General features: G+C 42.9%; 23 protein-coding genes. 12 read left to right on the top strand and 11 right to left on the bottom strand.

Going from position 1 to position 24,100, the window contains the following annotated elements; translation table 11 throughout:
• The first annotated feature begins 14 nt into the window (after positions 1 to 14).
• From G6N79_RS13530 to G6N79_RS13540, 3 genes are read left to right on the top strand one after another with little or no spacing between them, the layout of a single operon-like run.
• Entirely contained in the window at positions 15 to 863 is an 849-nt protein-coding gene (locus G6N79_RS13530; protein WP_103905225.1) for a substrate import-associated zinc metallohydrolase lipoprotein, read from the top strand.
• A 7-nt stretch (positions 864 to 870) separates the two neighbouring features.
• Complete coding sequence (locus tag G6N79_RS13535) at positions 871 to 2,145, top strand: DUF4302 domain-containing protein (protein ID WP_103905224.1); 1,275 nt, start codon at positions 871 to 873, stop codon at positions 2,143 to 2,145.
• A gap of 12 nt (positions 2,146 to 2,157) precedes the next feature.
• A complete protein-coding gene (locus G6N79_RS13540; RefSeq protein WP_103905223.1) occupies positions 2,158 to 3,432 on the top strand; it encodes a DUF4302 domain-containing protein in 1,275 nt (424 codons plus the stop codon).
• Positions 3,433 to 3,548: 116 nt separating this feature from the next.
• Here G6N79_RS13540 and G6N79_RS13545 read toward each other — a convergent pair whose 3' ends face one another.
• The 3 genes from G6N79_RS13545 to G6N79_RS13555 form a co-directional block, all read right to left on the bottom strand.
• Positions 3,549 to 4,625, bottom strand: coding sequence for an acyl-CoA dehydrogenase family protein (locus tag G6N79_RS13545; protein WP_103905222.1), 1,077 nt, complete (start codon positions 4,623 to 4,625; stop codon positions 3,549 to 3,551).
• Positions 4,622 to 5,236: a nicotinamide riboside transporter PnuC gene (gene pnuC, locus G6N79_RS13550; RefSeq protein WP_103905221.1), complete on the bottom strand. Its 615-nt coding sequence runs from the start codon at positions 5,234 to 5,236 to the stop codon at positions 4,622 to 4,624. The genes G6N79_RS13545 and pnuC overlap by 4 nt, the downstream gene beginning before the upstream one ends.
• A gap of 170 nt (positions 5,237 to 5,406) precedes the next feature.
• Complete coding sequence (locus G6N79_RS13555; RefSeq protein WP_103905220.1) at positions 5,407 to 6,903, bottom strand: malate:quinone oxidoreductase; 1,497 nt, start codon at positions 6,901 to 6,903, stop codon at positions 5,407 to 5,409.
• A 235-nt stretch (positions 6,904 to 7,138) separates the two neighbouring features.
• On the opposite strand from G6N79_RS13555, the gene fabG reads away from it, so the two are divergent.
• Both fabG and G6N79_RS13565 read left to right on the top strand, forming a co-directional pair.
• Positions 7,139 to 7,882, top strand: coding sequence for a 3-oxoacyl-[acyl-carrier-protein] reductase (gene fabG / locus G6N79_RS13560; RefSeq protein WP_103905219.1), 744 nt, complete (start codon positions 7,139 to 7,141; stop codon positions 7,880 to 7,882).
• Between the two features lie 290 nt (positions 7,883 to 8,172).
• On the top strand, positions 8,173 to 9,153 hold the full coding sequence (locus tag G6N79_RS13565) for an acyl transferase (RefSeq protein ID WP_103905218.1): 981 nt from the start codon (positions 8,173 to 8,175) through the stop codon (positions 9,151 to 9,153).
• An 8-nt stretch (positions 9,154 to 9,161) separates the two neighbouring features.
• Here G6N79_RS13565 and ypfJ read toward each other — a convergent pair whose 3' ends face one another.
• The gene (gene ypfJ, locus G6N79_RS13570) at positions 9,162 to 10,025 is read right to left on the bottom strand and encodes a KPN_02809 family neutral zinc metallopeptidase (protein WP_103905217.1); all 864 of its coding nucleotides are present in this window, start codon (positions 10,023 to 10,025) and stop codon (positions 9,162 to 9,164) included.
• Positions 10,026 to 10,162: 137 nt separating this feature from the next.
• Between ypfJ and G6N79_RS13575 the strand changes: the two genes are divergently transcribed.
• From G6N79_RS13575 to G6N79_RS13585, 3 genes are read left to right on the top strand one after another with little or no spacing between them, the layout of a single operon-like run.
• Positions 10,163 to 10,738, top strand: a complete 576-nt coding sequence (locus tag G6N79_RS13575) for a PhnA domain-containing protein (protein ID WP_103905216.1) — start codon at positions 10,163 to 10,165, stop codon at positions 10,736 to 10,738.
• A gap of 31 nt (positions 10,739 to 10,769) precedes the next feature.
• Positions 10,770 to 11,471 (top strand): thioredoxin domain-containing protein, encoded by a 702-nt coding sequence (locus G6N79_RS13580; protein ID WP_103905215.1) that lies wholly within the window; start codon positions 10,770 to 10,772, stop codon positions 11,469 to 11,471.
• A gap of 20 nt (positions 11,472 to 11,491) precedes the next feature.
• Complete coding sequence (locus G6N79_RS13585) at positions 11,492 to 11,869, top strand: DUF423 domain-containing protein (protein WP_103905214.1); 378 nt, start codon at positions 11,492 to 11,494, stop codon at positions 11,867 to 11,869.
• A 134-nt stretch (positions 11,870 to 12,003) separates the two neighbouring features.
• Here the strand turns inward: G6N79_RS13585 and G6N79_RS13590 are convergent, their stop codons facing one another.
• From G6N79_RS13590 to G6N79_RS13610, 5 genes are all read right to left on the bottom strand, one after another.
• Positions 12,004 to 12,729 (bottom strand): menaquinone biosynthetic enzyme MqnA/MqnD family protein, encoded by a 726-nt coding sequence (locus tag G6N79_RS13590; protein WP_103905213.1) that lies wholly within the window; start codon positions 12,727 to 12,729, stop codon positions 12,004 to 12,006.
• Complete coding sequence (locus G6N79_RS13595; RefSeq protein WP_103905212.1) at positions 12,722 to 13,348, bottom strand: histidine phosphatase family protein; 627 nt, start codon at positions 13,346 to 13,348, stop codon at positions 12,722 to 12,724. The genes G6N79_RS13590 and G6N79_RS13595 overlap by 8 nt, the downstream gene beginning before the upstream one ends.
• A gap of 12 nt (positions 13,349 to 13,360) precedes the next feature.
• The gene (gene mqnE / locus G6N79_RS13600; RefSeq protein ID WP_103905211.1) at positions 13,361 to 14,560 is read right to left on the bottom strand and encodes an aminofutalosine synthase MqnE; all 1,200 of its coding nucleotides are present in this window, start codon (positions 14,558 to 14,560) and stop codon (positions 13,361 to 13,363) included.
• Between the two features lie 60 nt (positions 14,561 to 14,620).
• The gene (locus G6N79_RS13605; protein ID WP_103905210.1) at positions 14,621 to 16,441 is read right to left on the bottom strand and encodes an ABC transporter ATP-binding protein; all 1,821 of its coding nucleotides are present in this window, start codon (positions 16,439 to 16,441) and stop codon (positions 14,621 to 14,623) included.
• A 160-nt stretch (positions 16,442 to 16,601) separates the two neighbouring features.
• Positions 16,602 to 17,657 (bottom strand): LacI family DNA-binding transcriptional regulator, encoded by a 1,056-nt coding sequence (locus G6N79_RS13610; protein ID WP_103905209.1) that lies wholly within the window; start codon positions 17,655 to 17,657, stop codon positions 16,602 to 16,604.
• 553 nt (positions 17,658 to 18,210) lie between these two features.
• Here G6N79_RS13610 and G6N79_RS13615 point away from each other — a divergent pair.
• From G6N79_RS13615 to G6N79_RS13625, 3 genes are all read left to right on the top strand, one after another.
• The gene (locus G6N79_RS13615) at positions 18,211 to 19,374 is read left to right on the top strand and encodes a pyridoxal phosphate-dependent aminotransferase (RefSeq protein WP_103905208.1); all 1,164 of its coding nucleotides are present in this window, start codon (positions 18,211 to 18,213) and stop codon (positions 19,372 to 19,374) included.
• 39 nt (positions 19,375 to 19,413) lie between these two features.
• Positions 19,414 to 20,253: a prephenate dehydrogenase gene (locus G6N79_RS13620; RefSeq protein WP_103905207.1), complete on the top strand. Its 840-nt coding sequence runs from the start codon at positions 19,414 to 19,416 to the stop codon at positions 20,251 to 20,253.
• A gap of 79 nt (positions 20,254 to 20,332) precedes the next feature.
• The gene (locus tag G6N79_RS13625; RefSeq protein ID WP_103905206.1) at positions 20,333 to 20,755 is read left to right on the top strand and encodes a GNAT family N-acetyltransferase; all 423 of its coding nucleotides are present in this window, start codon (positions 20,333 to 20,335) and stop codon (positions 20,753 to 20,755) included.
• A 50-nt stretch (positions 20,756 to 20,805) separates the two neighbouring features.
• Here G6N79_RS13625 and G6N79_RS13630 read toward each other — a convergent pair whose 3' ends face one another.
• Positions 20,806 to 21,399 (bottom strand): LURP-one-related/scramblase family protein, encoded by a 594-nt coding sequence (locus G6N79_RS13630; protein WP_103905205.1) that lies wholly within the window; start codon positions 21,397 to 21,399, stop codon positions 20,806 to 20,808.
• A gap of 209 nt (positions 21,400 to 21,608) precedes the next feature.
• Here G6N79_RS13630 and G6N79_RS13635 point away from each other — a divergent pair, with 209 nt between their 5' ends.
• Positions 21,609 to 23,492: an alkaline phosphatase gene (locus G6N79_RS13635; RefSeq protein WP_103905204.1), complete on the top strand. Its 1,884-nt coding sequence runs from the start codon at positions 21,609 to 21,611 to the stop codon at positions 23,490 to 23,492.
• 64 nt (positions 23,493 to 23,556) lie between these two features.
• Here G6N79_RS13635 and G6N79_RS13640 read toward each other — a convergent pair whose 3' ends face one another.
• Entirely contained in the window at positions 23,557 to 24,081 is a 525-nt protein-coding gene (locus tag G6N79_RS13640; RefSeq protein ID WP_234993152.1) for a hypothetical protein, read from the bottom strand.
• Between the last annotated feature and the right edge of the window lie 19 nt (positions 24,082 to 24,100).

The raw sequence follows: 24,100 nt of genomic DNA on the forward strand, positions 1-24,100 counted from the left end.
TAAATTAGCAAACAATGAAAACAAAAACATTATTTCTGTTGCTCCTGTGCATTCTTTTAGGCTCCTGCGCCAAAGAACCTGCACTATCAGAGAAGCCTTTATTTGAACTCGGCGGTGAGCGCTGGGAACGAACGGAACTTGACAAGCTCATTTTCAATGAGTTTACAAAACCGTATAACATCGAAATTAAGTACAAATGGAACCCTTATGAGGTAAACCATAACAGAACTTTGGTACCACCTGTGGAAAATCAAATTTACCCTGTTTTAACCGCACTTAAAGAAGTATGGATGAAACCTTATGAGAAAGCTGGCGGGTCTGAATTTTTGCGCCGGTTTCCACTGACGAAATTCGTATTGGTGGGTAGCCCTGAATTTGAAAGCGATGGTTCAGAAATTATTGGTCGGGCAGAAGGTGGAACAAAAATAGTATTGTACAACGTCAATGACTTTTTGATTGACAATATCGGTTCACTGGAAGACATGTTCCGCACCATCCACCACGAGTATGCACATATTCTTCATCAAAACATCCACTATCCAGAGGAATGGCGCGGAATCAGCACCGAACATTATACCCCAACTTGGTATAACACCAATTCGGAAACAGCCAATTCTCAAGGGTTGGTCACGCCCTATGCCAAAGCTTCAGAAGCCGAGGATTTCGTGGAAACGATCGCCTATCTATTGATTGAAGGTCAAGGTAGCTACAACTGGGTAGCGGAATATTATGAAGAAGTCACCCATATATTTCGCTTAAAAGAAAGTTTGATCGTTAAATATTTCAAGGATTCCTTCAATATTGATTTTCGGGAATTGCAACGTGAAGTTCAGGATGCCATTTGGCGCTTAGCCTATAATTAATCAGCTCATGAAAAAGAATATATTATATTATCTATTTATAGTGGTCTTATTTTCCTCTTGTACAAAAGAGGAGATTAAAACTGAAAGACCCGATGAAAAGTTGTTCCGCGTACATGAAGAATATATGGATATGTTGACGGAGGCCGAAAGTGGTTGGGTTGGCTATCTATTTCCACGAGGTGGGCGTGGATTCACCTTTCGCTTTGTATTTACCGAAAACAACAGGGTAAGGACCTCGGCCAACTTAGACGAACGGTATACGGTTGAAGAAATGGAAAGCTCCTTTCGCGTGGTTGCGGATCAGACCCCATCCCTGAGCTTTGACACCTATTCCTACCTTCATTTACTTTCCGATCCGGATGAATTTGTATTTGGTGGTGCCCGGGGACAAGGGCATTATTCGGATTTTGAATTTTCTTTTATGAAGGTTTCAAAAGACACCATCCAGCTCAAAGGCAATCACAATGGCAGTACGCTGTTGCTGATCCGCGCCTCTTTGGGGCAGGATGTCAATTTCATCAGAAATAGTTATGCACTCAACAGGAAGATGGCAGAAATCAATGATTTCCCCAAATACCATAAAAAAGTAACGATCAATAATACGGATTTTACATTTACCATTTCACCCCATATCAATTCCATAGCTTTCTATCACCAAGAAGGTGGAACCTTCAAGCAGACCATGGGAATTTATACGGCAAATGATTATGGTATCCGCTTCAAGGAACCTGTTGAATTGGCTGGAGAGGTCTTCAATGAAATCACGGATTTCAAAGTCGATGCCCGAAATAATCAGGGAAGCTTTGTCATCAATAACAAGGAAATAAAAATTACTGCTCTCGATGCGCCGTTATACATCGATCGCTTGGCGCCCACCCGATTCCGTGAAATACCTAAGCAATTCCATTCCAGGCATATGTTTACCATCGATGGCGTCCATGATGCCATAGGTCTTCGTGGCTTGGAAGATTTTATCGGTGGATTCTACCTGTCCAATGTTAACCAGACTCGACATGATGCCATGTACCTGGTCTATAGGACCGGGAGTAGATATGTTGGTCCTTTGTTTTTCACCCATATTGAAGAACAAACAGGCATCATGAAACACATCAAGGATATCGAAGCATATGGCTATAATCCTGGTCCTGAAGGCATCATCATTGTGCGCAGATTCAATGACCAGTGGTTTGATGAGGCGGGATTTTATGTATTTCAGACTGGACCGACAGATTATGACCTGGTCAATGCCAAAAACGGAAATATCTGGGTTAGATTCAATTAAATCAATTGCATTATGAAAAATTTACTTATTAGTCTTCTGCTGATTTTTTGTCTGAGCAACTGTAATAAGAATGCTTTTACCGAACATGAGGTTGAAAAGGTATGGGTTCCAGCAGAGGAACAATTAGAAACCTACCAAACCCTTCTCACCGCTCACCAATCCGGTTGGGAATTTATCATGGAACGCCCGAATGACCATGGTGTCTATTATGGGTTGATTAATTTTAAAAATGAAAATGAAATCGACTTCCTGGTAGATTATGCCATCAGGTATACCAAGTACCAACCTGGAAAAATAAACTTCGCCGTTCACAACGGCAGCCCTTCTTTCAGTTTCCCAAAGTATTCCCCGTTTGCCAACTTCATAGATCATGCTGGGGGACTGGACAGCTTGTACACGTTTAATAAGATCGTGAATGACACCCTATTCCTGGATGGAAATGGTGTCGGTGTTAAACTAAAACTGTACAAATGTCCTCCGGAAAAGAATCAAGCACTTCGAAACAACAGCATGGCGAAAAACAAAGATGACCTCTTCAAGATATTTTCGATGAAAAGATTCTTCTTCTATCTCAATAAGGGCGGACAGAGTTTTGATATTGCTTTAGACACCCTGCGAAAGGAATTTGTGATCAACTATGGAACAAATGAAGATTTTAAAGCATTTACTTCAAAATATTATTTTGATCAGGACGGTATTGTCCTGCAGAAACCATTCTCCGATAGTGGTGTTGAATTTCGAAAGCTGAAACCACAATCGCAATCGGAATTTACAGCAATCTTCGATGAGGGGATTACCATCACCAATGAACCTAAGCCTAAGCGTTATAATCTGAAAATCGTCAGTGACTTCAAAGGGCATGATGCACATTTTGGCTGGGGCTCCTATGCTGGGCTCAGCACCCGAGACCAATTGGATATTGCCAATATGCGGGCGATTAATGAGGTTGAATTCTTCTCCATCTTTCCGACGTTCATCATTGAGGATGAGCCACCGGTCATCCATGGTTTAGCCGCATTTATTATGAAAAGTGGAGATATTGCTCTCGGAATGGACCGACAATTGACCAAATTTACGGATGATGGTCGCGTCTATTTTGAACGCTATATTGTAGAAGAGCATCCATCCAGTGAGGAGATAAATGCCGCCAAAGCCAAAATTACTCCATATTTCTATAATGAAAGGGGGTTTTACATCATAGGAGACAACAATGGGCTCTATTTGGTGGATGCCCGGGATGGACTGACCTGGGCACACTTCCGGTCATTGACCCGGATGCCACAATAATAGTAAAGCAGCGAAGAACACGATACCAAACTATACACTATAGCAGAAAGGGGCATCTGGTTAACAACCAGCGCCCCTTTTATTTTTTGACACGTAGATTTAAGAAACGGAACCCCTTACCGTAATAAGCTATGTTGACTAGCCGTGAACAAATTGCGAAAGACAATATTTAATTCGGATGTCCTTTGGGCTGCCCTAATCCCCAGAAAAGGAAAGAGTGCTGTTGTATCGTTTCTGATTTCTGAGACAATAGCTCTTGATTTCTGAGCGATCTCGTTGAGCAACGAGGAATCTATTGCTGGTTCCGATGCTTTCGCTTGGGTCCATAGCAACTCGGCTAACTGCAAAATATCCTTACGCGAAGCGGCATGCTTCACCTGGATTTCATCCAATTCTTTGAACCTGGATTTACTGTGTAAATCTGCCCATTTCCGATCTGTAGATTTCTCAAAATAATATTTCTCCACCAAGTCCGTAAACCTTCTGAACATGCCTATATAATTCACCAAAAGGGTCAATTCCGCAAATGGCATAAATGGTATCTGGAACAATGCGGATGTAGATTGCTTGTGCGAAGGATCCAATTGGAAGGCATATGATGCTGGAACCCACACCTGATCCAGGGAAAAAGAATGACTTGCCGTACACTCCAGCCCGAATGTATCCCAATCATAATGAACTAGAACCTGATCTCGGGGTACAAAAAACGATCGTATCAAGGGTTCACCATCTGGCTGGAAAACCTGCTGCCCGGCATCGTAAATTTCCGCATTCAATGTAAAATGGGTTAGATGGGGTGCTCCAGTGGCATAACTCCACATCCCCGATATTTCATACCCATCCCCTTTACGGACTGCCTTGCCCCCTACTTGCCCACTCCCGCCTAAACATACCTTAGGATCAGTCCAAACCTGCTTGGCCAATTCAGGATCAATAAATCCGGCAAACATATTTGCACCAGAACACAGGGTCACGGTCCAGCCAAGACCACCATCCCAATAGGCCAACTCTTCCAGTACTGCCAATCCCTGGGGAAATGACGTTTCCAGCCCATGCAAATCTTGCGGTACCCACAGGTTGAACCAATTGTTCGTATAAATCATATCCAGTTGCGCTTGGGTCAATGCTTTGTGTTGTATACCCGCCGCTTGCAACTCGCGAATTTGGATAATCTGTTCGTTCGTTAAGGTCATATTCCTTTCAATTCTTGTGATTTCATAATACGTTTCCAGTTAAAGAACCCAAAGATGGCCACGATGAACAGAAAGGTTGTCAACGCAGCAAATAAATAAAGATCTTTATGGATTAATAAAGGTATTGCAAATAGATTACTGATATTCAGGAGTATCCAATTTTCAATTTTCCGCTTGGCAAGCAGCCACATACCTGCCCAGGCTGTTGAGGTGACCCACGCATCCCAGATCGGAACATCCGAATCCGTCAATTTATTCAACAGTAAATAGAACAGCAGGAAACCTCCGAAAACAATGGAAAGGACAATCGTCCATTCCCGCCGGTTGGATGTACTGATGGGCTGTTGTGCAGCCTCTTTATTGCTGAGCCAGAAGTACCAACCATATATGCTCATGATCAAGTAATAGATGTTCAGCACGATTTCCGCATACAGGCCGGCCGAAAAGAGAACAAGCATACCACTGAGAATACTTAAGATGCCAAAGAAATAGGTGGATACTTTATTATTCTTGGAGAGCAGCACCTGAATAATTCCGCATACGACCGAAAATCGCTCCAACCAGGAGGTCTGCAGAAAACCATGCACAATATTATCGATAATTTCTTCCATAAATAGGATAGTAAACTTATGGAAGTACAGGAGGGTAATAAATCATTCCTACGCCAGCATTACCTGGATCAGGTTCCTTCCGCTCGATGCAGAATTGGGTATAATCTCAGCCTAAAAATATGTCCTGCCGTTGGGCAGGACATATCAGCACCCCATAAGTAAGGTATATATTATTTATTCAACTGCAATATTTCAGTTGTACGCGTCCGTGTGCTTTCGCACAATTCCGCATCATCGTTCAATTTTTTGCCCCAGGTCGGGATCATCTCACGTAATTTCTTACGGTAAGCTTCTGATTTGGCGCGCTCAGGGAAACATCTTTTCAAGAGGTTGATCATGATGGCCACCGAGGTTGATGCACCAGGCGAAGCGCCCAACAGTGCTGCAATGGAACCGTCGGCACTGGATACTACCTCTGTTCCGAATTCCAAAATACCACCGTGTTTCGGATCTTTTTTGATCACCTGAACACGTTGGCCTGCTTTCTCGATTTCCCAATCTTCCATTTTTGCAGTCGGCATGAATTGTTTCAGGGCATCCAATTTATCCTGAGGTTTTTTCATGACTTCCGTGATCAAGTATTTTGTCAACGGAAGGTTATCCAATCCTGCAGAAAGCATCGGGCGGATATTCGACAATTTAATGGATGCAGGCAAATCAAAATAAGAGCCTTTTTTCAGGAACTTCGTCGAGAATCCGGCGTAAGGTCCGAACAATAAAGCTTGTTTTCCATCAATATAACGGGTATCCAGGTGCGGAACGGACATTGGTGGAGCACCAACAGAAGCCTTTCCATACACTTTGGCATGATGCTGTTTGATGATTTCCTCGTTGGTACAACGTAGCCATTGCCCGCCTACCGGGAAACCACCATAACCCTTTGCCTCCGGGATTCCGGATTTTTCCAATAACAATAAGGAGTGACCACCAGCACCGATGAAAACAAACTTCGCTAGGATCTCCCGCTTCTCTCCTGTTTTCAGGTCCTTCACTTCCACTTCCCAACGGCCGTCATCTTCACGGTCGATATCTTTGACCTCTTGGTTCAGCGACAGTTTGATATTGTCCTTGCCATCCAAGTAGTTGATCAAGTCTCTGGTTAAAGCGCCAAAATTAACATCTGTACCGATATCCATTTTGGTTGCAGCAACCGCTTCATTGCCGTCACGGCCTTCCATCATCAATGGAACCCATTCCGCCAATATCGACTTGTCCTCAGTATATTCCATGCCCTTGAAAAGATTTTCCTTGGTCATGGTCTCGTATCTTGTTTTTAAGAATTTTACATCCTTCTCACCAAAAACTCCGGACATGTGGGGAACACGACGGATAAAGTGACTTGGATTTTTAATGATATTTTTCTCTACCAGGTAAGACCAGAACTGCTTTGAGATTTCATATTGCTCTGCAATATTGATTGCCTTGTCGATCTTTACACTCCCATCAGGTTGTTCAGGTGTGTAATTCAACTCACAAAGGGCTGAGTGACCCGTTCCGGCATTGTTCCAAGCATCTGAACTCTCTGCGGCAACTACATCCAAACGTTCGATTATCTCTATGTTTATGTCTGGACTTAACTCATTGATCAACGTCCCTAGCGTTGCACTCATGATACCGCCACCGATCAGAACAACGTCTACTTCCGTTTTTTTTGTTTTCTTACCCATGGTTTTTAAATGAAATACAAAATTAATATTCAGTTTATATTATAGCGAATAAATTTGTCAGAAACGTTTCAAATATTTGTGATTTTATCAATAACAGCATATTCCCTTATTCGATTCTACCAATTTTAGACTTTTTAGCCCGTTGAAAGTCCCGAATCCGCCAGTTTTTTTGTATTATGCAGTTTATTTTCCACTTTTGTGGACGCAGAATTCGTGAACATAATTAAAATACTATATGAAATTACTAGCCGGAAAAACAGCTTTAATCACTGGGGCATCAAAAGGTATAGGTCGCAAAATTGCAGAAGTCTTTGCTGAGCAAGGTGCTAATGTAGCTTTCACCTACCTTTCATCCGTTGAGAAAGGACAGGCTCTAGAAAAAGACCTTGAACAATTCGGAACAAAGGTAAAAGGTTACCGTTCAGACGCTTCCAAATTCAATGAAGCTGAACAACTTATTAATGATATTGTTGCTGATTTTGGCACTTTAGATATTGTCGTGAACAACGCCGGAATCACCAAGGACGGTCTGTTGATGCGCATGACCGAAGAGAACTGGGACGATGTGATCAATGTGAATCTGAAATCCATTTTCAATGTATCCAAAGCGGCAGCTAAGGTGATGATGAAAAACCGTAAGGGTAGCATCATCAATATGAGTTCAGTTGTGGGTGTTCAAGGAAATGCAGGCCAGGCAAATTATGCCGCATCAAAAGCAGGAATTATCGGTTTCTCAAAATCCTTAGCGAAGGAGTTGGGTTCTCGTAATATCCGTACTAACGTCGTGGCACCAGGATTTATCCGAACCGAAATGACCGATGTACTGGATCCTAAAGTCGTGGAAGGCTGGGAAGCAAATATCCCATTGAAACGCGCAGGAGAACCGGAAGACGTCGCCAATGCATGTCTATTCCTGGCATCCGACTTATCGGCCTATGTCACCGGACAGGTACTACCGGTTTGTGGCGGAATGCTCTAGCAAAAAAAATCTCCATGATATGAAATCATGGAGATTTTTTTTGCGTAGTTAGTAGGTAGTATTAAGTATTTAGACCTATGGGGGATATTGGGTGGGAAGTGGTTGTTTTTTACTTAAGAACCTTGATTATTATTTGATGAATCTCCATGATATGAAATCATGGAGATTTTTTTTTGCGTAGTAAGACCTATGGGGGATATTAGCTGGGAGGAAATAGGTGGTCGATTACTATTCGTAATCTGGTTAAAAGCGGTATCGAATTCTGAATTACAACCCCTATATTTGCAGCAATGGAAATCGCTGATCGCATCTTTACTATTCAGAACGAAGAGGAATTTAATGAAATTGCATTGCAGATCTTTCAGCAGCAGGTTCAACGGGTGCCTGTGTACAAAATGTATGTGGAGTTACTGAATATATTGCCTGAATCAGTTAAGCACTATCGTGATATTCCATTTTTACCCATCCAGTTTTTCAAGACGCAGGAAATCATTACGGAAAGTTCCTCACCAGAGGTAATCTTCACTTCTTCGGGAACTACGGGCATGGTGACCAGTCAGCACTTGGTTGCTGATAAGGCGCTCTATGAACAAAGTTTCCGGAAAGCTTTTGAACAGTTTTATGGATCGGTTGCTGACATTGCTGTGTTAGCTCTGCTACCTTCCTATTTGGAGCGTTCTGGCTCTTCCCTGATCTACATGGTCGATGATCTGATCAAGCATTCCAAACAAGCTGAAAGTGGGTATTTTCTGTACAACCATGATGAGCTCTATCATGCCCTACTCCACTTAAAAGCGAAAGGTACAAAAACGATATTGTTTGGAGTTACCTATGCCCTGTTGGATATGATCGAGAACTATCAGATTGATTTTCCGGAGTTGATCGTAATGGAGACTGGAGGCATGAAGGGCAAACGAAAGGAAATGGTCCGTGAAGAACTCCACGATCTATTGTGCAAAGGCTTTAATGTACCTGCCATCCATTCTGAATACGGAATGACGGAATTGCTATCTCAGGGTTATTCCTATGGAGAAGGGCTATTCCATACCCCAAAATGGATGAAGATATTGATCCGCGACACCAATGATCCATTGACGCTGCTGGACAACAAAAAAACAGGAGCAATAAATGTCATTGATTTAGCCAATTATCACTCCTGTTCATTTATAGCGACCCAAGATTTGGGAAAATATCATCCCGATGGGTCTTTTGAAATTCTTGGTCGATTCGACAATTCCGATATACGGGGTTGCAATCTACTCGTCCAATAGCCTGTTTCTTATTGCAAGCTCGGATCCTCGAAGGTATTTCCTTGGTTGATGTCTCCCGTTTCGTATCCTTTCTTGAACCAGTACATACGTTGTTCGGATGTACCATGGGTGAAAGATTCCGGATTGGACTGTCCGTAAGCCTGCTCTTGGATATGGTCATCCCCTACCGCTGCGGCTGCACGCATCCCTTCAACAATATCATCGTAGGTAATTTCCACATCAGTCATCGCATTCAAGTGATGTGCCCATACGCCAGCGTAGAAATCGGCCTGTAGTTCAGTCATGACCGAGATTTTGTTGTAATCACGCTCGCTCATTTTTGAACGCATGGCATTGGTCTGCGATAGCACGCCAAAGATATTTTGGATGTGATGGCCAACCTCATGGGCAATAACATACGCCAAGGCAAATTCGCCTTTAGCACCGTATTTCTGCGACAATTCCCTATTGAAACTTAGATCCAGATATACCTTTTGGTCGCCTGGACAATAGAATGGTCCGAATGCGGATTGCCCCATACCACAACCGCCAGTTTCTGTTCCCTGGGTATACACCACTAGAGCTGGCTTTGGATAGGATTTTCCATTCTGTTGGAAAATGTTGCTCCATACATCATCCGTACTAGCCAACACCACATCGGCAAAATGCATCAATTTGTCCTCTTCAGGCGTGGATTGATATTCCCCTTGTTCATTGACAGTGGCTTGCTGACCGCCCATCTGATTCAGCAATTCTCCAGGGTCTCCACCCATAAAATAACTGATCAGCAGTACGATTACACCACCAATTCCACCTAACGTTAGTTTCTGACCTCCGGACATGCCCCTGCGGTCCTCGATATTGCCGCCACGGCGGCCTCCTTGCCATTTCATAAATATATTTCTATTTTAATTTAGTTTGCTTCGGTTCTACTACAAATTCTTTGCCACAAGAATTTGTTTACGAATCTACAATACATTCCCCTCATTTAAAATCATTATCTTTGGGAACAGTAAATATTTCCAAACGTATGTTATTAGACGATTTAAAAAGTAGAAGTGAAAATCAATGTGAACTATGCCGTTCCACAGAAAATCTCGACATCTACGAAGTACCCCCAACATCAACCCCTACCTTAGACAACAGTATTTTGATCTGTTCTGTTTGCAAAGGACAGCTAGAAAAAACGGAACAGATTGATCCTGAGCACTGGAAAGTGTTAAGTGACACCATGTGGTCCGAATTTCCTGCCGTTCAGGTTGTCGCTTGGCGTATGTTAAGCCGTTTGCGCAATGAAGCTTGGGCTGCCAATAACCTGGACATCCTCTACCTTGATGATGAAACCCTGGCATGGGCCAAGAAAACCGGTGACCATGAATCTGAAGCAACGGTTGAATTCCATCAAGATAGTAATGGAACCCGCCTTTTTGAAGGTGATACAGTAGTTCTGATTAAAACCTTGGATGTAAAAGGCTCCAGTATATCCGCTAAATTAGGAACTGTTGTTAAGAATATTCGACTCGTTCCTGACAATACAGAGCAGATTGAGGGCAAGATTGAAGGGCAAACCATCGTTATATTAACGAAATACCTACGCAAGGGATAACCCTTGTACTGAAAAACTAAAGAAAGAAAACATGAAAAAATTATTCTTTACAGCCTTGATCACTGCCGCATGCTTCAATGTGCAGGCGCAGGAAAAGATCGATGCCAAGAAAATGGAGGAAATGATTGCCAAACCGCAAACGCAGATCCTTGATGTTCGAACTGCTGAAGAATACCAGGGCGGACATATCCCAAATTCCACAAATATCGATTGGAAGGAAAAAGAGGCATTTGCAAAAGCAATCGAATCCTTGGATAAGGAACAACCTGTTTATGTTTATTGCCTAGGTGGCGGACGCAGCAAACAAGCGGCCCAATACCTTACACAGCAAGGTTTTCAAGTCTTCGATTATTCCGGAGGAATGATGGATTGGCGCAATGCGGAAAAGCCGGAAATCAAACCCAATGGCGGTAAGGAAGCGGCAGGCATGAGCACAGAGGATTTTGACAAGGCGATCAACGCTGCAGATGTGGTATTGGTCAACTTTTCGGCAGCTTGGTGTGTCCCATGTCAGGAACTCAAACCCACCATTGAAAAAATAGAAAAAGAACAGGCTGCAAAGGTTAAGGTCCTCAAATTAGACGCCGACCAAAATAAGGAATTGATGAAGGTTCTGAATGTCCGCGGCATTCCGCAATTAACCCTGTACAGAAAGGGAGAAATTGCCTGGTCAAAAGCTGGCGTACCGACAGAAGCTGAAATCATGGCCGAAGTGGATAAAGCAACAAAATAATTCATCAATACATATCGCTAGTGAATCAAGCAGCATTAATTTCAGGCGCCATTTTTGGCATTTTATCCATTGTTTTAGGTGCATTCGGTGCACATGCTTTAAAGAAGGTCCTATCTGAGGAACGATTGGCATCCTTTGAAGTAGGCGTCCGTTATCAGATGTATGCAGCCATTACCTTACTAATAATTGGCTATCACGCGGATTTCAGCACAAGCTATGGAAAATGGGCTTATTATGGTCTCTTCTGGGGGACTATCCTTTTTTCGGGAAGTATTTACTTTTTGAGCCTGAAAGATGTGCTCAAAGTTAATCTTCGCTTCCTGGGTCCAATTACACCACTGGGCGGATTGCTGATGATCGTAGGATGGTTGATGTTACTGCTTTCTTATATGCAGTAAGGAAGAGCAAAAAACTTCATAAAAATAAAAGGCATCCTTTGGGATGCCTTTATGTTTTTATCAGACCAATATTCAGAAAAACACCTCTAGTTTAATTGGAAATAGTATTTGCTATGATTTTGAATACAAGCTAATTATTGCTCCAATTCGGCATACCAAGCTAGGTACTTTTCTATTGCTTGCCTTTTCTCATTCGTAAGGTGAAAATTCAAATTTTCATTTAAATATTTATGATAATCGAAATTGGGAAATACGGGAAGTCCGGGGATCACATCATCCGGTCGGGATACCCCTTCCGCTAGGGCAGCATTGAATTTTTCCTCAAAGGCATCAGGTAGTTTTTTATTGGATACCCAAACGGCAAAGGCAAAAGGCAAACCTGTCAATTCCCGCCAATAATGCCCAAGGTCATAAACGTACGGCACTTCTTCTTTCTTACCGAAGGTGCGATCTCCGATCAATACGTAGGCATCTGCCTCGCCTTCCGTAAGCACCTGCACATCTCTTTTCCAATAGTGCTTCAGTAAAATTCGAGCAAGACCATTGGATGTGCGGGATTGCTTATCCAATAAGAGAGTATCTATTTCCGAAATCGGTTTGTTGGAAAAGATAAAAACCGAATCCACATAGTCTTCTGTTCCTATGCAATAATCTCCGATAATATGGTATTCTTCGAGTTTCGTCAAAGCAGCTACGGGAATAACGCCCATATCCACTTCATCCTCGATTACTTTCCGCGCGCATTCGCTGGGATAGTCAACCGATAGCTCAATATCATTAATCACATCTGAAGCCCGTATTCCCTGTAGAAAAGGCAGGGTGTTGGTATAGGAGACAGCAGATACCTTAATTTTATTCATTCACTAAACTTTCTAGATGTTTGATGTTGTAATGATCGACAATGGAGAAGCGGCCATCTTCATATTCCAATTTGTATAGCGCCGTATTGGTATGCGGAAAATCATCCATTTTGCAAACCGGCACTTCGGTAATATGACAGAGTAAGATGCGCAGTGCACGGCCGTGCATACACACCAGAACTGTTTCCTCTCCCGGTTGATTGATCATGTAGTCAATGGCTTCCCGTTGCCGGCTGACCAACTGATTGGGTGATTCCCCCTCTTCTATGGCCAGATCCAGATCATTATTGCGCCAGGAATTGACTACCTTTTCAAAGCCTGTCAGGATATTTTCGTTCTGTTCCTGCCCTTCATAGATTCCCCAGGAAATCTCATCCAGACCAACCAATTGCTCCATCGGCACGCCATCCTTCAGAAAGGGTGCTACGGTTTGGTGGGTCCGCAACAGTGTCGAGGTGTAGATCTTATCAAATGGAACCGATTTATACGCTTCATAAAATGCTTGAGCCTGTTTGATTCCATTTTCATTCAATGGGCTGTTCACACCCCTGCCCTGCACAATACCTTTCAGATTGAGATCTGTTTGCCCATGGCGTATAAAATAAAATGTCTTCTTCACGTGTTCTCCTGCTTATGAATTCACTACCGGTAGTTTATAGTATTGTTTCTTGGGATTGGCATCCTCAAAAACTACATCTTTATAATCCGTCACCACATGGTACAACGTATCGCGTTCAATCGGGTGGCGGCCTACGTTTCTGATCAGCTCGACCAACTCCTGCGTTGTCATGGCCGGATTCTGCTCTTCGGCACCTGCCATACTGTATATTTTCGTTGTATCGTCCAATGTACCGTCGATGTCATCCACGCCAAAGCTTAGGGACATCTGTGCAGTATTCCTGGAAATCATCGCCCAGTAGGCTTTGATATGCGGGAAGTTGTCCATGTAAATCCGCGCAATGGCGTAGTTCCTTAAATCTTCAATAACCGATACTTCAGGCACATCGTGCATCTGGTTGTCTTTATTTCTGAATTTTAAGGGGATAAACGTCTGGAATCCACCCGTTTTATCCTGCAATTGGCGCAAACGCTCCATATGGTCCACGCGATGCCAAAACTCCTCAATATGCCCATATAACATGGTCGCATTGGTATGCATGCCCAATTTATGCGCTTGTTCATGGATATCCAGCCACTGATCGGCCGTACATTTATCATGCGCGATCTTCTCCCGAACTTCCGGATGGAAAATCTCTGCACCGCCTCCAGGCATGGAGTCCAAGCCACAGGATTGCAGGTATTTCATACCCTCATAATGGCTAAGCTTTGCTTTCTTGAAAATGTAATAATATTCTACTGGGGTTAGCCCCTTGATATGCAGATCTGGTTGGTGTGCCTTGCAACGCTTAAAGAATTCCGCATAGAACTCCAAATTTTGCTTTGGAACAACACCGCCTGTGATATGGACTTCCGTTACGGGTTCACCGTCATATTTCTTCACGATATCCATCATGCCATCCACATCCATCTCCCAACCTTCGTCACGCTGTTTGATCATCCGTGAATACGAACAGAATTTACAGTCGTACACACATACGTTGGTGGGTTCTATATGAAAGTTCCTGTTGAAATAAGTGATGTCACCATGTTTTCTCTCGCGGATATAGTTTGCTAGCACACCCAAATATCCCAATTCTCCATGTTCATAAAGGTAAACGCCTTCATCAAACGTAATCCTTTCAGCATCAAGCACCTTCTGTGCAATACGCTTTAACTCTGGAGATAATTTCTCATCGTTTAATAAAAACGTTAATTTTTCTGTTGATTCCATTTCTCACTCCTTACCTACAAATGTATAAAAATCAACCCACAATTGCTATAGGAAACGGTTTTACGCTTCCACAAATTGTTGCATGTCGATCAGGCGTTTATATAACCCATTCTTACCGATCAATTCGAAATGCGAGCCTGTTTCCACGATGCGTCCACCCTCCAAAACGACAATCTTATCCGCATTCTGAATGGTACTTAAACGGTGGGCAATAACAACAGTGGTCCGATTTTCCATTAGCTTATACAGCGAATCCTGAACAAGTCTTTCGGATTCCGTATCCAAGGCTGATGTTGCTTCATCCAACAGCATGATCGGTGGATTTTTCAATACGGCGCGCGCAATACAGATCCGCTGGCGCTGACCTCCGGAGAGTTTCGAACCACGGTCACCGATGTTGGTTTGGTAACCATGCTCGGTCCCCAAGATGAATTCATGGGCATTAGCAATTTTCGCGGCACGTATCACCTCTTCCTCAGTAGCAGAGGTATTCGCAAATGCGATGTTGTTGAAGATCGTATCGTTGAATAATATAGATTCTTGATTGACGACGCCAATTAGCTGCCGCAGGGATTCCTGTTGCAAATCGCGGACGTCCGTTCCGTCCATCGAAACCGACCCTGAAGTCACGTCCATAAAACGAGGGATCAGGTCTACCAACGTTGATTTACCGCCTCCAGAAGGTCCAACGAGTGCGACAGTCTGGCCCTTCTCGATCGAAAGGTCAATATCCTTTAGGACATCGGTGTCCTCATAAGCAAAATTGACATCCTTGAATGTGATAGCATCCGTAAAATCGGTCACTGGTTTCGCATCCGGTTTATCAGCCACTTCATTCTGCTCATCGATCAGTTGCAGTACACGCTCACCTGCGGCAATACCGTTATGGATGTTGCTGAATGCATCGGTCAGTGCCTTTGCAGGTCGCATGACCTGAGAAAAGATGGCGATATACGCGATAAAAGCAGAAGCTTCCAAATCACCCTGTCCACTCAACACCAAACTACCACCGTACAGCAGGATTACAGCGACCATCACTACACCGAGAAGCTCGGAAACAGGAGACCCCATTTGCTGACGGCGCACCATTCGGCGGTTAATGGTTGCATAATTGTCATTCTCTTGATCGAAACGACCTTTGATGAAATTCGCCGCATTGAAGGATTTTATAATTTTAATCCCCGATAAAGCTTCCTCGATCAGGGTGATCATATTCGCATAGATCTTTTGCCCTTCCTGCGCCTGCTGCTTGAGGGTCTTAACGATCTTGGAAATGAAGAACGCCGAAACAGGAATGACCAAAAGGGAAAATAATGTCAATTTGGTAGAGATGACAAACAACATAACCATATAGGCGATCAATTGCAATGGCTCTTTAAAGGCTACCTGCAAGGTTCCAGTAACGGAAAACTGCACCACCTGAACATCCGATGCGATCTTGGAGATAATATCCCCTTTCCGTTGATTGGAAAAATAGCCCAGATGCAGGTTCATAACATTGTTAAAAACCGATTTTCGTAGGTTCAATAGCGTATGGATCCGTAAGTTTTCCATAATCCGCTGAGACAGGTAGCGGAAAAGGTTACTGATGAATACGGAGGCGACAATGACGATACAGATATACTGCAGGGCTTTATATGGCCCCAAGCGGTCATTTAAATCATAGGCGAAATAGTTGAAATAATCCATTAGGTCAAAACCTTCCGGTTTCGCAACGGGCTCAACGGCACCTTCAGCATTAAATAGGGTGTGTAATAAGGGTGCCAACAAGGCTAGGTTCAGTGTACTGAACACGACCATAATCAATGTACAGATGATGTATGGTATAGCATATTTCTCAATAGGCTTTGCAAATGAAAGCAGTCTAAAGTATGTCCTCATGAAGATTACTAAGACTACAAATGTAGCAAAAAATGTATGTAAAGGTTTTTTTCACCTTTGCATGTATAAAATTGTTGCAAATCAATGTCAATAAAAGAAGGCGGATGAAGCATGTTTATATGCCTATTTCATCCCGCCTCTTTCTCTTTATTACCTGCATTTAATTCTCGTAATATTTATAATTTTCTTTAGTGACAATATCAATCGGCGTATATTGGGTTCGCTCCACCTTTCTTTTGGCAATAAAATGCTCATATAGGGCCAAGAAAGCTTTGTACCCTTGCTCCAACGGCTTCTGACAGATCAGGAAATCAATGTAGCCATTCTTCAGGTAGTTCAGGTTTTTGTCATGGTATCCATTACCGACCAATCGGATATGTTTAAATCCCCTATCTTCAAGGTATTTAGCAACCATATACGCCCTGGAGTTGGTCACATAGATCAATTTCACGGAATTTTCTGACAGGTAATGGTCCAGGAAGCTTGAAATTTCATCCATGCCCTTGGCATCGACATCCAATGAATCGACTTTACAATGGACATCCGATTCACTCAGGAAAGCTTCAAAACCCATTAATTTTTCCTGCAGACTTTCCTGTATATCCGGCGCTTTGGAAATATTGAGCACCAACACATCATCTCCGGGACGGAGCAGGTATTGGCACAGGTTTCCTACCACCCTACCCGCTTGGTAATAATCCTGCCCGATATAACTTAAAGGCGAAATCTGCGGAATTTCAGATTCAATAAACACAAATTGGACGCGGCGTTCCGAGCAGCGCATGGCAAAGTCTCGGGTCTCATCGATAAAAACAGGCACCACGATCACCCCATCCAACTGCATCTTCAACATGGTTTCGGTTTGGCTTTTAAAGCTATCCCGATCTTTTTTATCAAAGAAGTGGTAACTGATCTCAACGCCAAAATCCCCAAATTCTGATAGGGCTTCCTTAATTCCCGAAACAGGACCATTCCAATACTCCGCCTCCGAACATTCTTGAGGAATCAGGATACCAAACTTATAGATACGTTTGGATGCCAGACGCTTGGCCAGAATGTTGGGCTTGTAATCCATGTCCTTAATGATGGAAAGAATCTTCTCCTTGGTCTTTTGAGCAACTCCAGTACGATTATGTAGCACACGATCCACTGTAGCTATTGAAACATTAGCTCTTCGAGCAATCTCCTTTACACCTGATAATTCTACAATCTTCATAAATCTAAAACTGAATGATAAATATTAAATACGATGTTAATTTATTAGTCAAATACGATATTGTTGTTTTGAATCTAAAATTAATATTTTCCTTTGAATTAATATTAATAATTTTCAGATAGATTAATAAATTTAAATGTCAATACGGTAAAAATTAAATGTCTTAATAGAACAATTTAGAGAAAAAAGGAAATTTAAGGATAGCTAATTTCATCATAACTAGTTGAATACAATGCCATACAAGCGGAAATAGAATAGGTTGATGAATAATAAAATTCAAGGATATTTTTCTTAAAATAAATTTATTTTAGTTTTTCTTAATAGTTATTTAAACGAATAATTACACTGCGGTTCGTAACAAAGTCCGCAGCATATCCTCCCCTTGACGATCGAACAAAAACACGAAAACCAAGCTACACCCCCTAGGCTTTCATCAAACTTGGGCTATTAAAAAAGTATAAATCGATTAAATATTCAATTAGATAGTTTATTGTTTGAGAGAATTGGAATAAAACGAGGAACTTTTTATAATTTTATCGACAAATTAAAAACAATGGATATAGAAGTAGCGAAAAGGCTTCAACAGACTGAAGAATATTACTTTTCGAAGAAATTGCGTGAGATCGATGAGATGAACAGGAACGGGTCTGCAGTGATCAACCTGGGCATCGGCAGTCCGGATCTGCCACCGCATCCTGAAGTTATCCAAGTACTCCAGGAGCAGGCAGCATTAGGCACTACCCATGGTTATCAAAGCTATAAGGGCGCTCCTGCCCTTCGCCAAGCTATGGCGGATTGGTACGATCGATATTATCACGTTGCTTTAAATCCAAACACGGAAATCCTTCCATTGATCGGCTCCAAGGAGGGTATTGTGCATATCTGCATGACCTACCTTCAGGAAGGCGATGAGGCGTTGATTCCTAATCCGGGCTATCCGGCTTATTCCAGTGCGGTAACCATTACGGGTGCCACACCGGTGAGCTATGCATTGACTGCAGAAAACAATTGGCTGCCGGATTTTGAGGAGCTGGAGAAAATGGATCTTTCCCGAGTGAAGCTGATGTGGATCAATTATCCGCATATGCCGACTGGAGCTTTAGCAACGCGAGCACTATTTGAAGAAATTATCGCATTCGGATTGAGACACAACATCTTAATCTGTCACGACAATCCATATAGTTTCATTTTAAACGATAACCCGCAGAGCATCATGGAGGTTCCTGGTGCCATGGAGGTTGCCATTGAGCTGAACTCACTGAGCAAGTCGTCCAATATGGCAGGCTGGCGGATCGGTATGCTCGTTGCAAAGGAAAGCCGAATTGCGCAGATTATGCGCTTCAAAAGCAACATGGATTCAGGCATGTTCCTGCCACTGCAACTGGCAGCAGCGAAAGCATTGAGCTTAGATTCCTCTTGGTATAGCGAGCTGAATGCCGAATACAAAGAGCGTAGGGAAAAGGTGTTTGCCATTATGGATCTACTGGAATGTACCTATGACCGGAATCAAGTCGGGCTCTTCGTCTGGGCAAAAATTCCATCTTCCTACCAGGATGCTTATCAGATCTGTGATGATGTACTCTATAAGGCACATGTTTTCATCACACCGGGTGCTATCTTCGGAACGGCGGGCAGCCAATACATCCGGATCAGCCTCTGTGCAAAGCCAGCAGTTTATGAAACAGCCATCGAACGTATCAAGCAAGCCTTGAAATAAAATGTAGATGGTAATTTTTACAGTTTAGCGAATAATAAAATGAATATAGCAATTGTCGGAATTGGTTTAATCGGTGGTTCCATCGGTATCCGACTAAAAGAAACAAAATTTTGTGAGCAGGTCATCGGTGTTGAGAAAAGTGAGATCAACCAGAAGAAAGCTTTACAATTAGGCCTGGTGGATCAAATCCAGACATTGGATGAGGCGATCCAATCCTGCAAGGCCATCATCCTGACGATTCCCGTAGATAGCATCATGGTGTTGTTGCCGGAGATATTGGACAAGGTGACCGACCAGGTCATTATCGATATGGGTTCGACCAAATCAAATATCCTGAACCTTATTCAAGACCATCCCAACCGTGGCCGTTATGTAGCTGCTCACCCGATGGCCGGAACGGAATATTCTGGTCCTGAAGCTGCTATCCCTAATCTCTTTAAGGAAAAGATGATGGTGTATGTAGAAGCATTCCGTTCGGATGAAGATGCTTTTGAAGTGGCAGATGCCATTACGGAACAATTGGAAATGCAGACTTCCTTCATGACTGCCGAAGAGCACGATATGCACACCGCGTATGTCTCTCATATTTCACACCTCACATCCTTCGCCCTAGCACTTACCGTATTGGAGAAGGAAAAATCACAGGGTCGGATTTTTGAACTTGCAGGATCTGGTTTTCAATCGACCGTGCGTTTAGCGAAATCATCACCGGACATGTGGACACCTATTTTCAAACAGAACCGGACCAATGTACTTGAGGTGTTGGAGGAACATATCAAGCAGCTGCAGCATATCTATGAGAAGATCGAGCAAGAAGATTACGATGCCGTGCATAAATGGATTAAAAAATCCAATAAGATCAAACGTATAATTAAGTAAGCTATGTTGGAACGAAAAGAACTGAGCAATGACCTGGTGAAGCTTATTCCGATGGTCAAGGAAGACTACGAATGGGTCTATGCAGCAGCCGCAGATCCGGGCACAGCACCCTGATAAGATGCGCTATACACCACTGGGATTCACCAAGTATTTCCAGAAGTTAATGTCCGGAAATATTGCTTACCTGATTCTGGATGCCAAAACAGAAATGGTCATTGGTGCCACAAGCTTCTATAACTTCAATGCAACAGAAAACTCCGTAGCCATCGGTTACAGTTTTTTAAAGAAGGAATATTGGGGTGGTGAATATAACAAATCCATCAAAAAACTGATGATGGACTTTGCATTTGAGCAAGTCGATCAGGTGATTTACCATGTCGCTTCCGACAACCTTCGTTCTCAGGGGGCACTGAAAAAAATTGGGGCTGTCAAATTCCACGAGGAAGAACAAAACGGACAGTTGAAGTACTTTTATGTCATCAAGAAAGAAGACTACAAATAGCTTGAGATAAGCCTAAGAAATCCGTCCTTTTTTGAAAGGACGGATTTTTTTTATCCATTGCTGCGTTCCATAATGACCATGAGCATCAAACTCAATACAAAACGCTCATCATCTATCTCGCGCGTCGTGATTTTATGCACCGTAAATTTCCGACCGAAAAAGGAAGGTTCTTTCTTGATTTCGAACATCTCCTCGCCTACGTCATTTCGAAGTATGTAGGAAGGGTTAAAAACATATCCCGAAAGCATCCCAATTAATGGTAATTCACCGAAAAGGCCGTCAAAAAATTTCGTCCACGGATTTTTCTCCTTGATGGAGTGATCCAAGCGATCTTCCGGATCCATTAGATTAAAAGTAGAGCGCCACAGTGAGCGAATGGTTTTCCGTCTTACCTTCCCCACGACCCGCTGTTCCGCATCGTAAATCGTAAAGGTCTGTTGAAAGTCGATTAGTTTATTCGACACCAACTCATACAGCAATTCCGTTTTCTGCTGATCACGATAGACCATAATCCGGTCCCGAAAAGTGAAAATTTTCTCGCGCACGTAATAAATAGTATTTCCAGCTGCATCGACAGCGGTGAAGTCATTCGCAAAACTCGTAACCTTAAACCTGAAATGTAAAGGGTATTGAAGATCTTTCATAGTTAATAATTGATGGCACTAAAATATAAATTGAATCATCTATTTAGGTGGTGCGGAACAAAAATATGTTTATTTTTTTAACCAGCAACTAACAGCAAAGAAATATTAGGTTAACAGTTCAGATGTACATTTGCATACGGGAAAAGAGGTATACAAAGAATATTCGTTAATTTAGAGTATCCTCAACCCACAATCTAAACATTTCAGACATGATCCAAAAGTACCTAATTTACGCGGCCTTCGGTATGATGAGTGCAATCGGCGTGGTTGCAGAAGCACAGGTAAAACCTATCGCGTTTCTTCCCAATGCACATTCACACAATGATTATACCCGAAACAGCCCTTTTGACCAAGCCTATGGGCTGGGATTCGGATCTATTGAAGTCGATCTGTTCCTGAAAGATGGGGAGCTTTACGTAGCACACGACCCTCATGAGATAACGCCTGAGCGCACGTTCAAGAAATTATACCTGGAACCCATCCTGAAGGCCTTTCAGCATACCAAGGATGGTTATCTCTATCCGGAACACGGCCAACTGCAATTGCTGATCGACCCTAAAACTGCAGGCGGTCCCATATTGGAAGTCCTTACACAACAATTAAAACCCTATCGTGAACTTTTTGATAGCAAGAACAACCCGAAAGGCGTCAAATTAGTCATCAGCGGCAATCGGCCCGACGCAAAGGATTTCGCCAAATACGATGAAATATTCTTCTTCGACGGAAACCTCAAGGAAAAGTACTCTGAAAAGGAATTGGAACGAATCGGGTTGATCAGTGAATCCTTTCGATCCTTTACTAAATGGAACGGATTGGGGCGATTGACGGACGTTGATTTAAAGCGCATCCAGACGAAAGTTGATTCCGTACATACCATCGGTAAGAAAATTCGATTCTGGGCAGCACCAGACACGAAAACAACCTGGTATGAATGGCAGAAAATTGGTATAGACTACATCAATACCGACAAACCTTTTGAATTGAGTGAATTCCTCCGGAATAACCACGGTAATTATCATCAGGAAGTTGCGCCTTATCAACCTGTAACTATCCAAACCACGTTCAAGACAGGCCTAAAACCAAAAAACATCATCCTGCTGATCAGTGATGGTGCGGGACTTTCCCAGTTGTGGGCATCGGCAATGGCCAACCGCGGCAAGCTAAATGTACTACAAATGCCTTACACCGGCTATTTGATTACCCAACCGACCGACAACTACCATACCGACTCAGCTGCGGGTGGAAGCGCTATAGCAACAGGATATAAGACGAAAAACAGACACATCGGCGTAGATAGTTTAGGCAATCCTGTACAGAACATTCCTGATCGATTATCGGCTATCGGCATGCGGACTGGCATTGTTTCAAACGACGAGATCACCGGGGCAACCCCATCTGCATTTTACACGCATGTTGCCGAACGTGATCTTTCCGACCAAATTGCCAATGACATCCTGAAATCAAAACTCAATCTGCTTATAGGTGCTCCCTCACCTGTATTTGAAGATCCAGATTCGACGCTGATCAAACACTTGCAATCCCAACAATTCGCAATCCGTACATCCGTGGATGGTTTGGAAAACGTTGAAGCCAAACAGGTACTGATACTCACGGAAGATAGCGTGGACCATAAATGGAATAAATTGGACAGTGACCAGTCGGAGATCAAAACTTCCTACCGACTTATTGAACACGCATTGCAACCGGCAATTTCTTTCCTGGGAAAAGGGAAGAAAGGATTTTTCCTTATGGTGGAAGGTGCCAAAATCGATGGCGGTGGTCACAGCAACTCCCTATCCTTTTCTATTTCGGAGTATTTGAGCTTTGATCGTATGGTAGGTCAGGCGTTGACCTTCGCTGCGCAGGATAAGGAAACATTGGTCCTGGTCACCTCGGATCATGAAACCGGAGGTTTGGTCGTCCTGGATGCCGGAATGAAGGAAGGTACTGTTTTGGGGAACTTTGCAACCACCGATCATACAGGCATCCCGGTGCCGCTATTGGCCTATGGCCCAGGAGCTGAGCATTTTCAGGGATTCTTGGACAATACCGACATTGCAAAAATCATCTATAAGCTGCTGCAAGTCAAATAAAACGCTATATAACAAGAAAGAGATGCTTTCGCAGCATCTCTTTCCTTTTATCGTATATAGAAACTTAATATTTCCACTTCAACCGATCAAATACTTTCGACCACAACCACACCGGTCCAATAGTCAACAGTTTTCCGAACATACCGTTGGAAGGATTGACTTTCTTTGTGCTCAGGTACAGTCCAACCAATCCAATCAGCGCCAGAATACTACAAACCAAGATCACCGTAGGTCCGCCATCGCGCTCCACATATTCCAGTTGAACGATGAAGTAACTCATGATACCGATACAGAAAAGTACAGCATAGGATAAGGTTGGTGCTAATTTAAGGTAGCAGTAAACAACTATAGCAATAAAAAAGGAACCCCAATTCAGGAAAGTATGGGCGTTCATTTTCACGAGGAAGTCCAATTGTGGAAAAGGGATCATCCAAATGAGTCCCATAATCCCAAAAAAGGCTAAGGCAAGGAAAATCGCATACGCGGTCAGGTTTCCTGCGCCATAGGCTTGGTCAAGCTCATAAAAATGTCGTTCTACAGGCCTAGCAAACTCAGGCTTTTTGGCACTTTTAACTTCCTTTTTCTTCATGAGTGCAAAGGTAATGATT

Source organism: Sphingobacterium lactis (genome assembly GCF_011046555.1).
In the GTDB taxonomy this organism is placed as follows: domain Bacteria; phylum Bacteroidota; class Bacteroidia; order Sphingobacteriales; family Sphingobacteriaceae; genus Sphingobacterium; species Sphingobacterium lactis.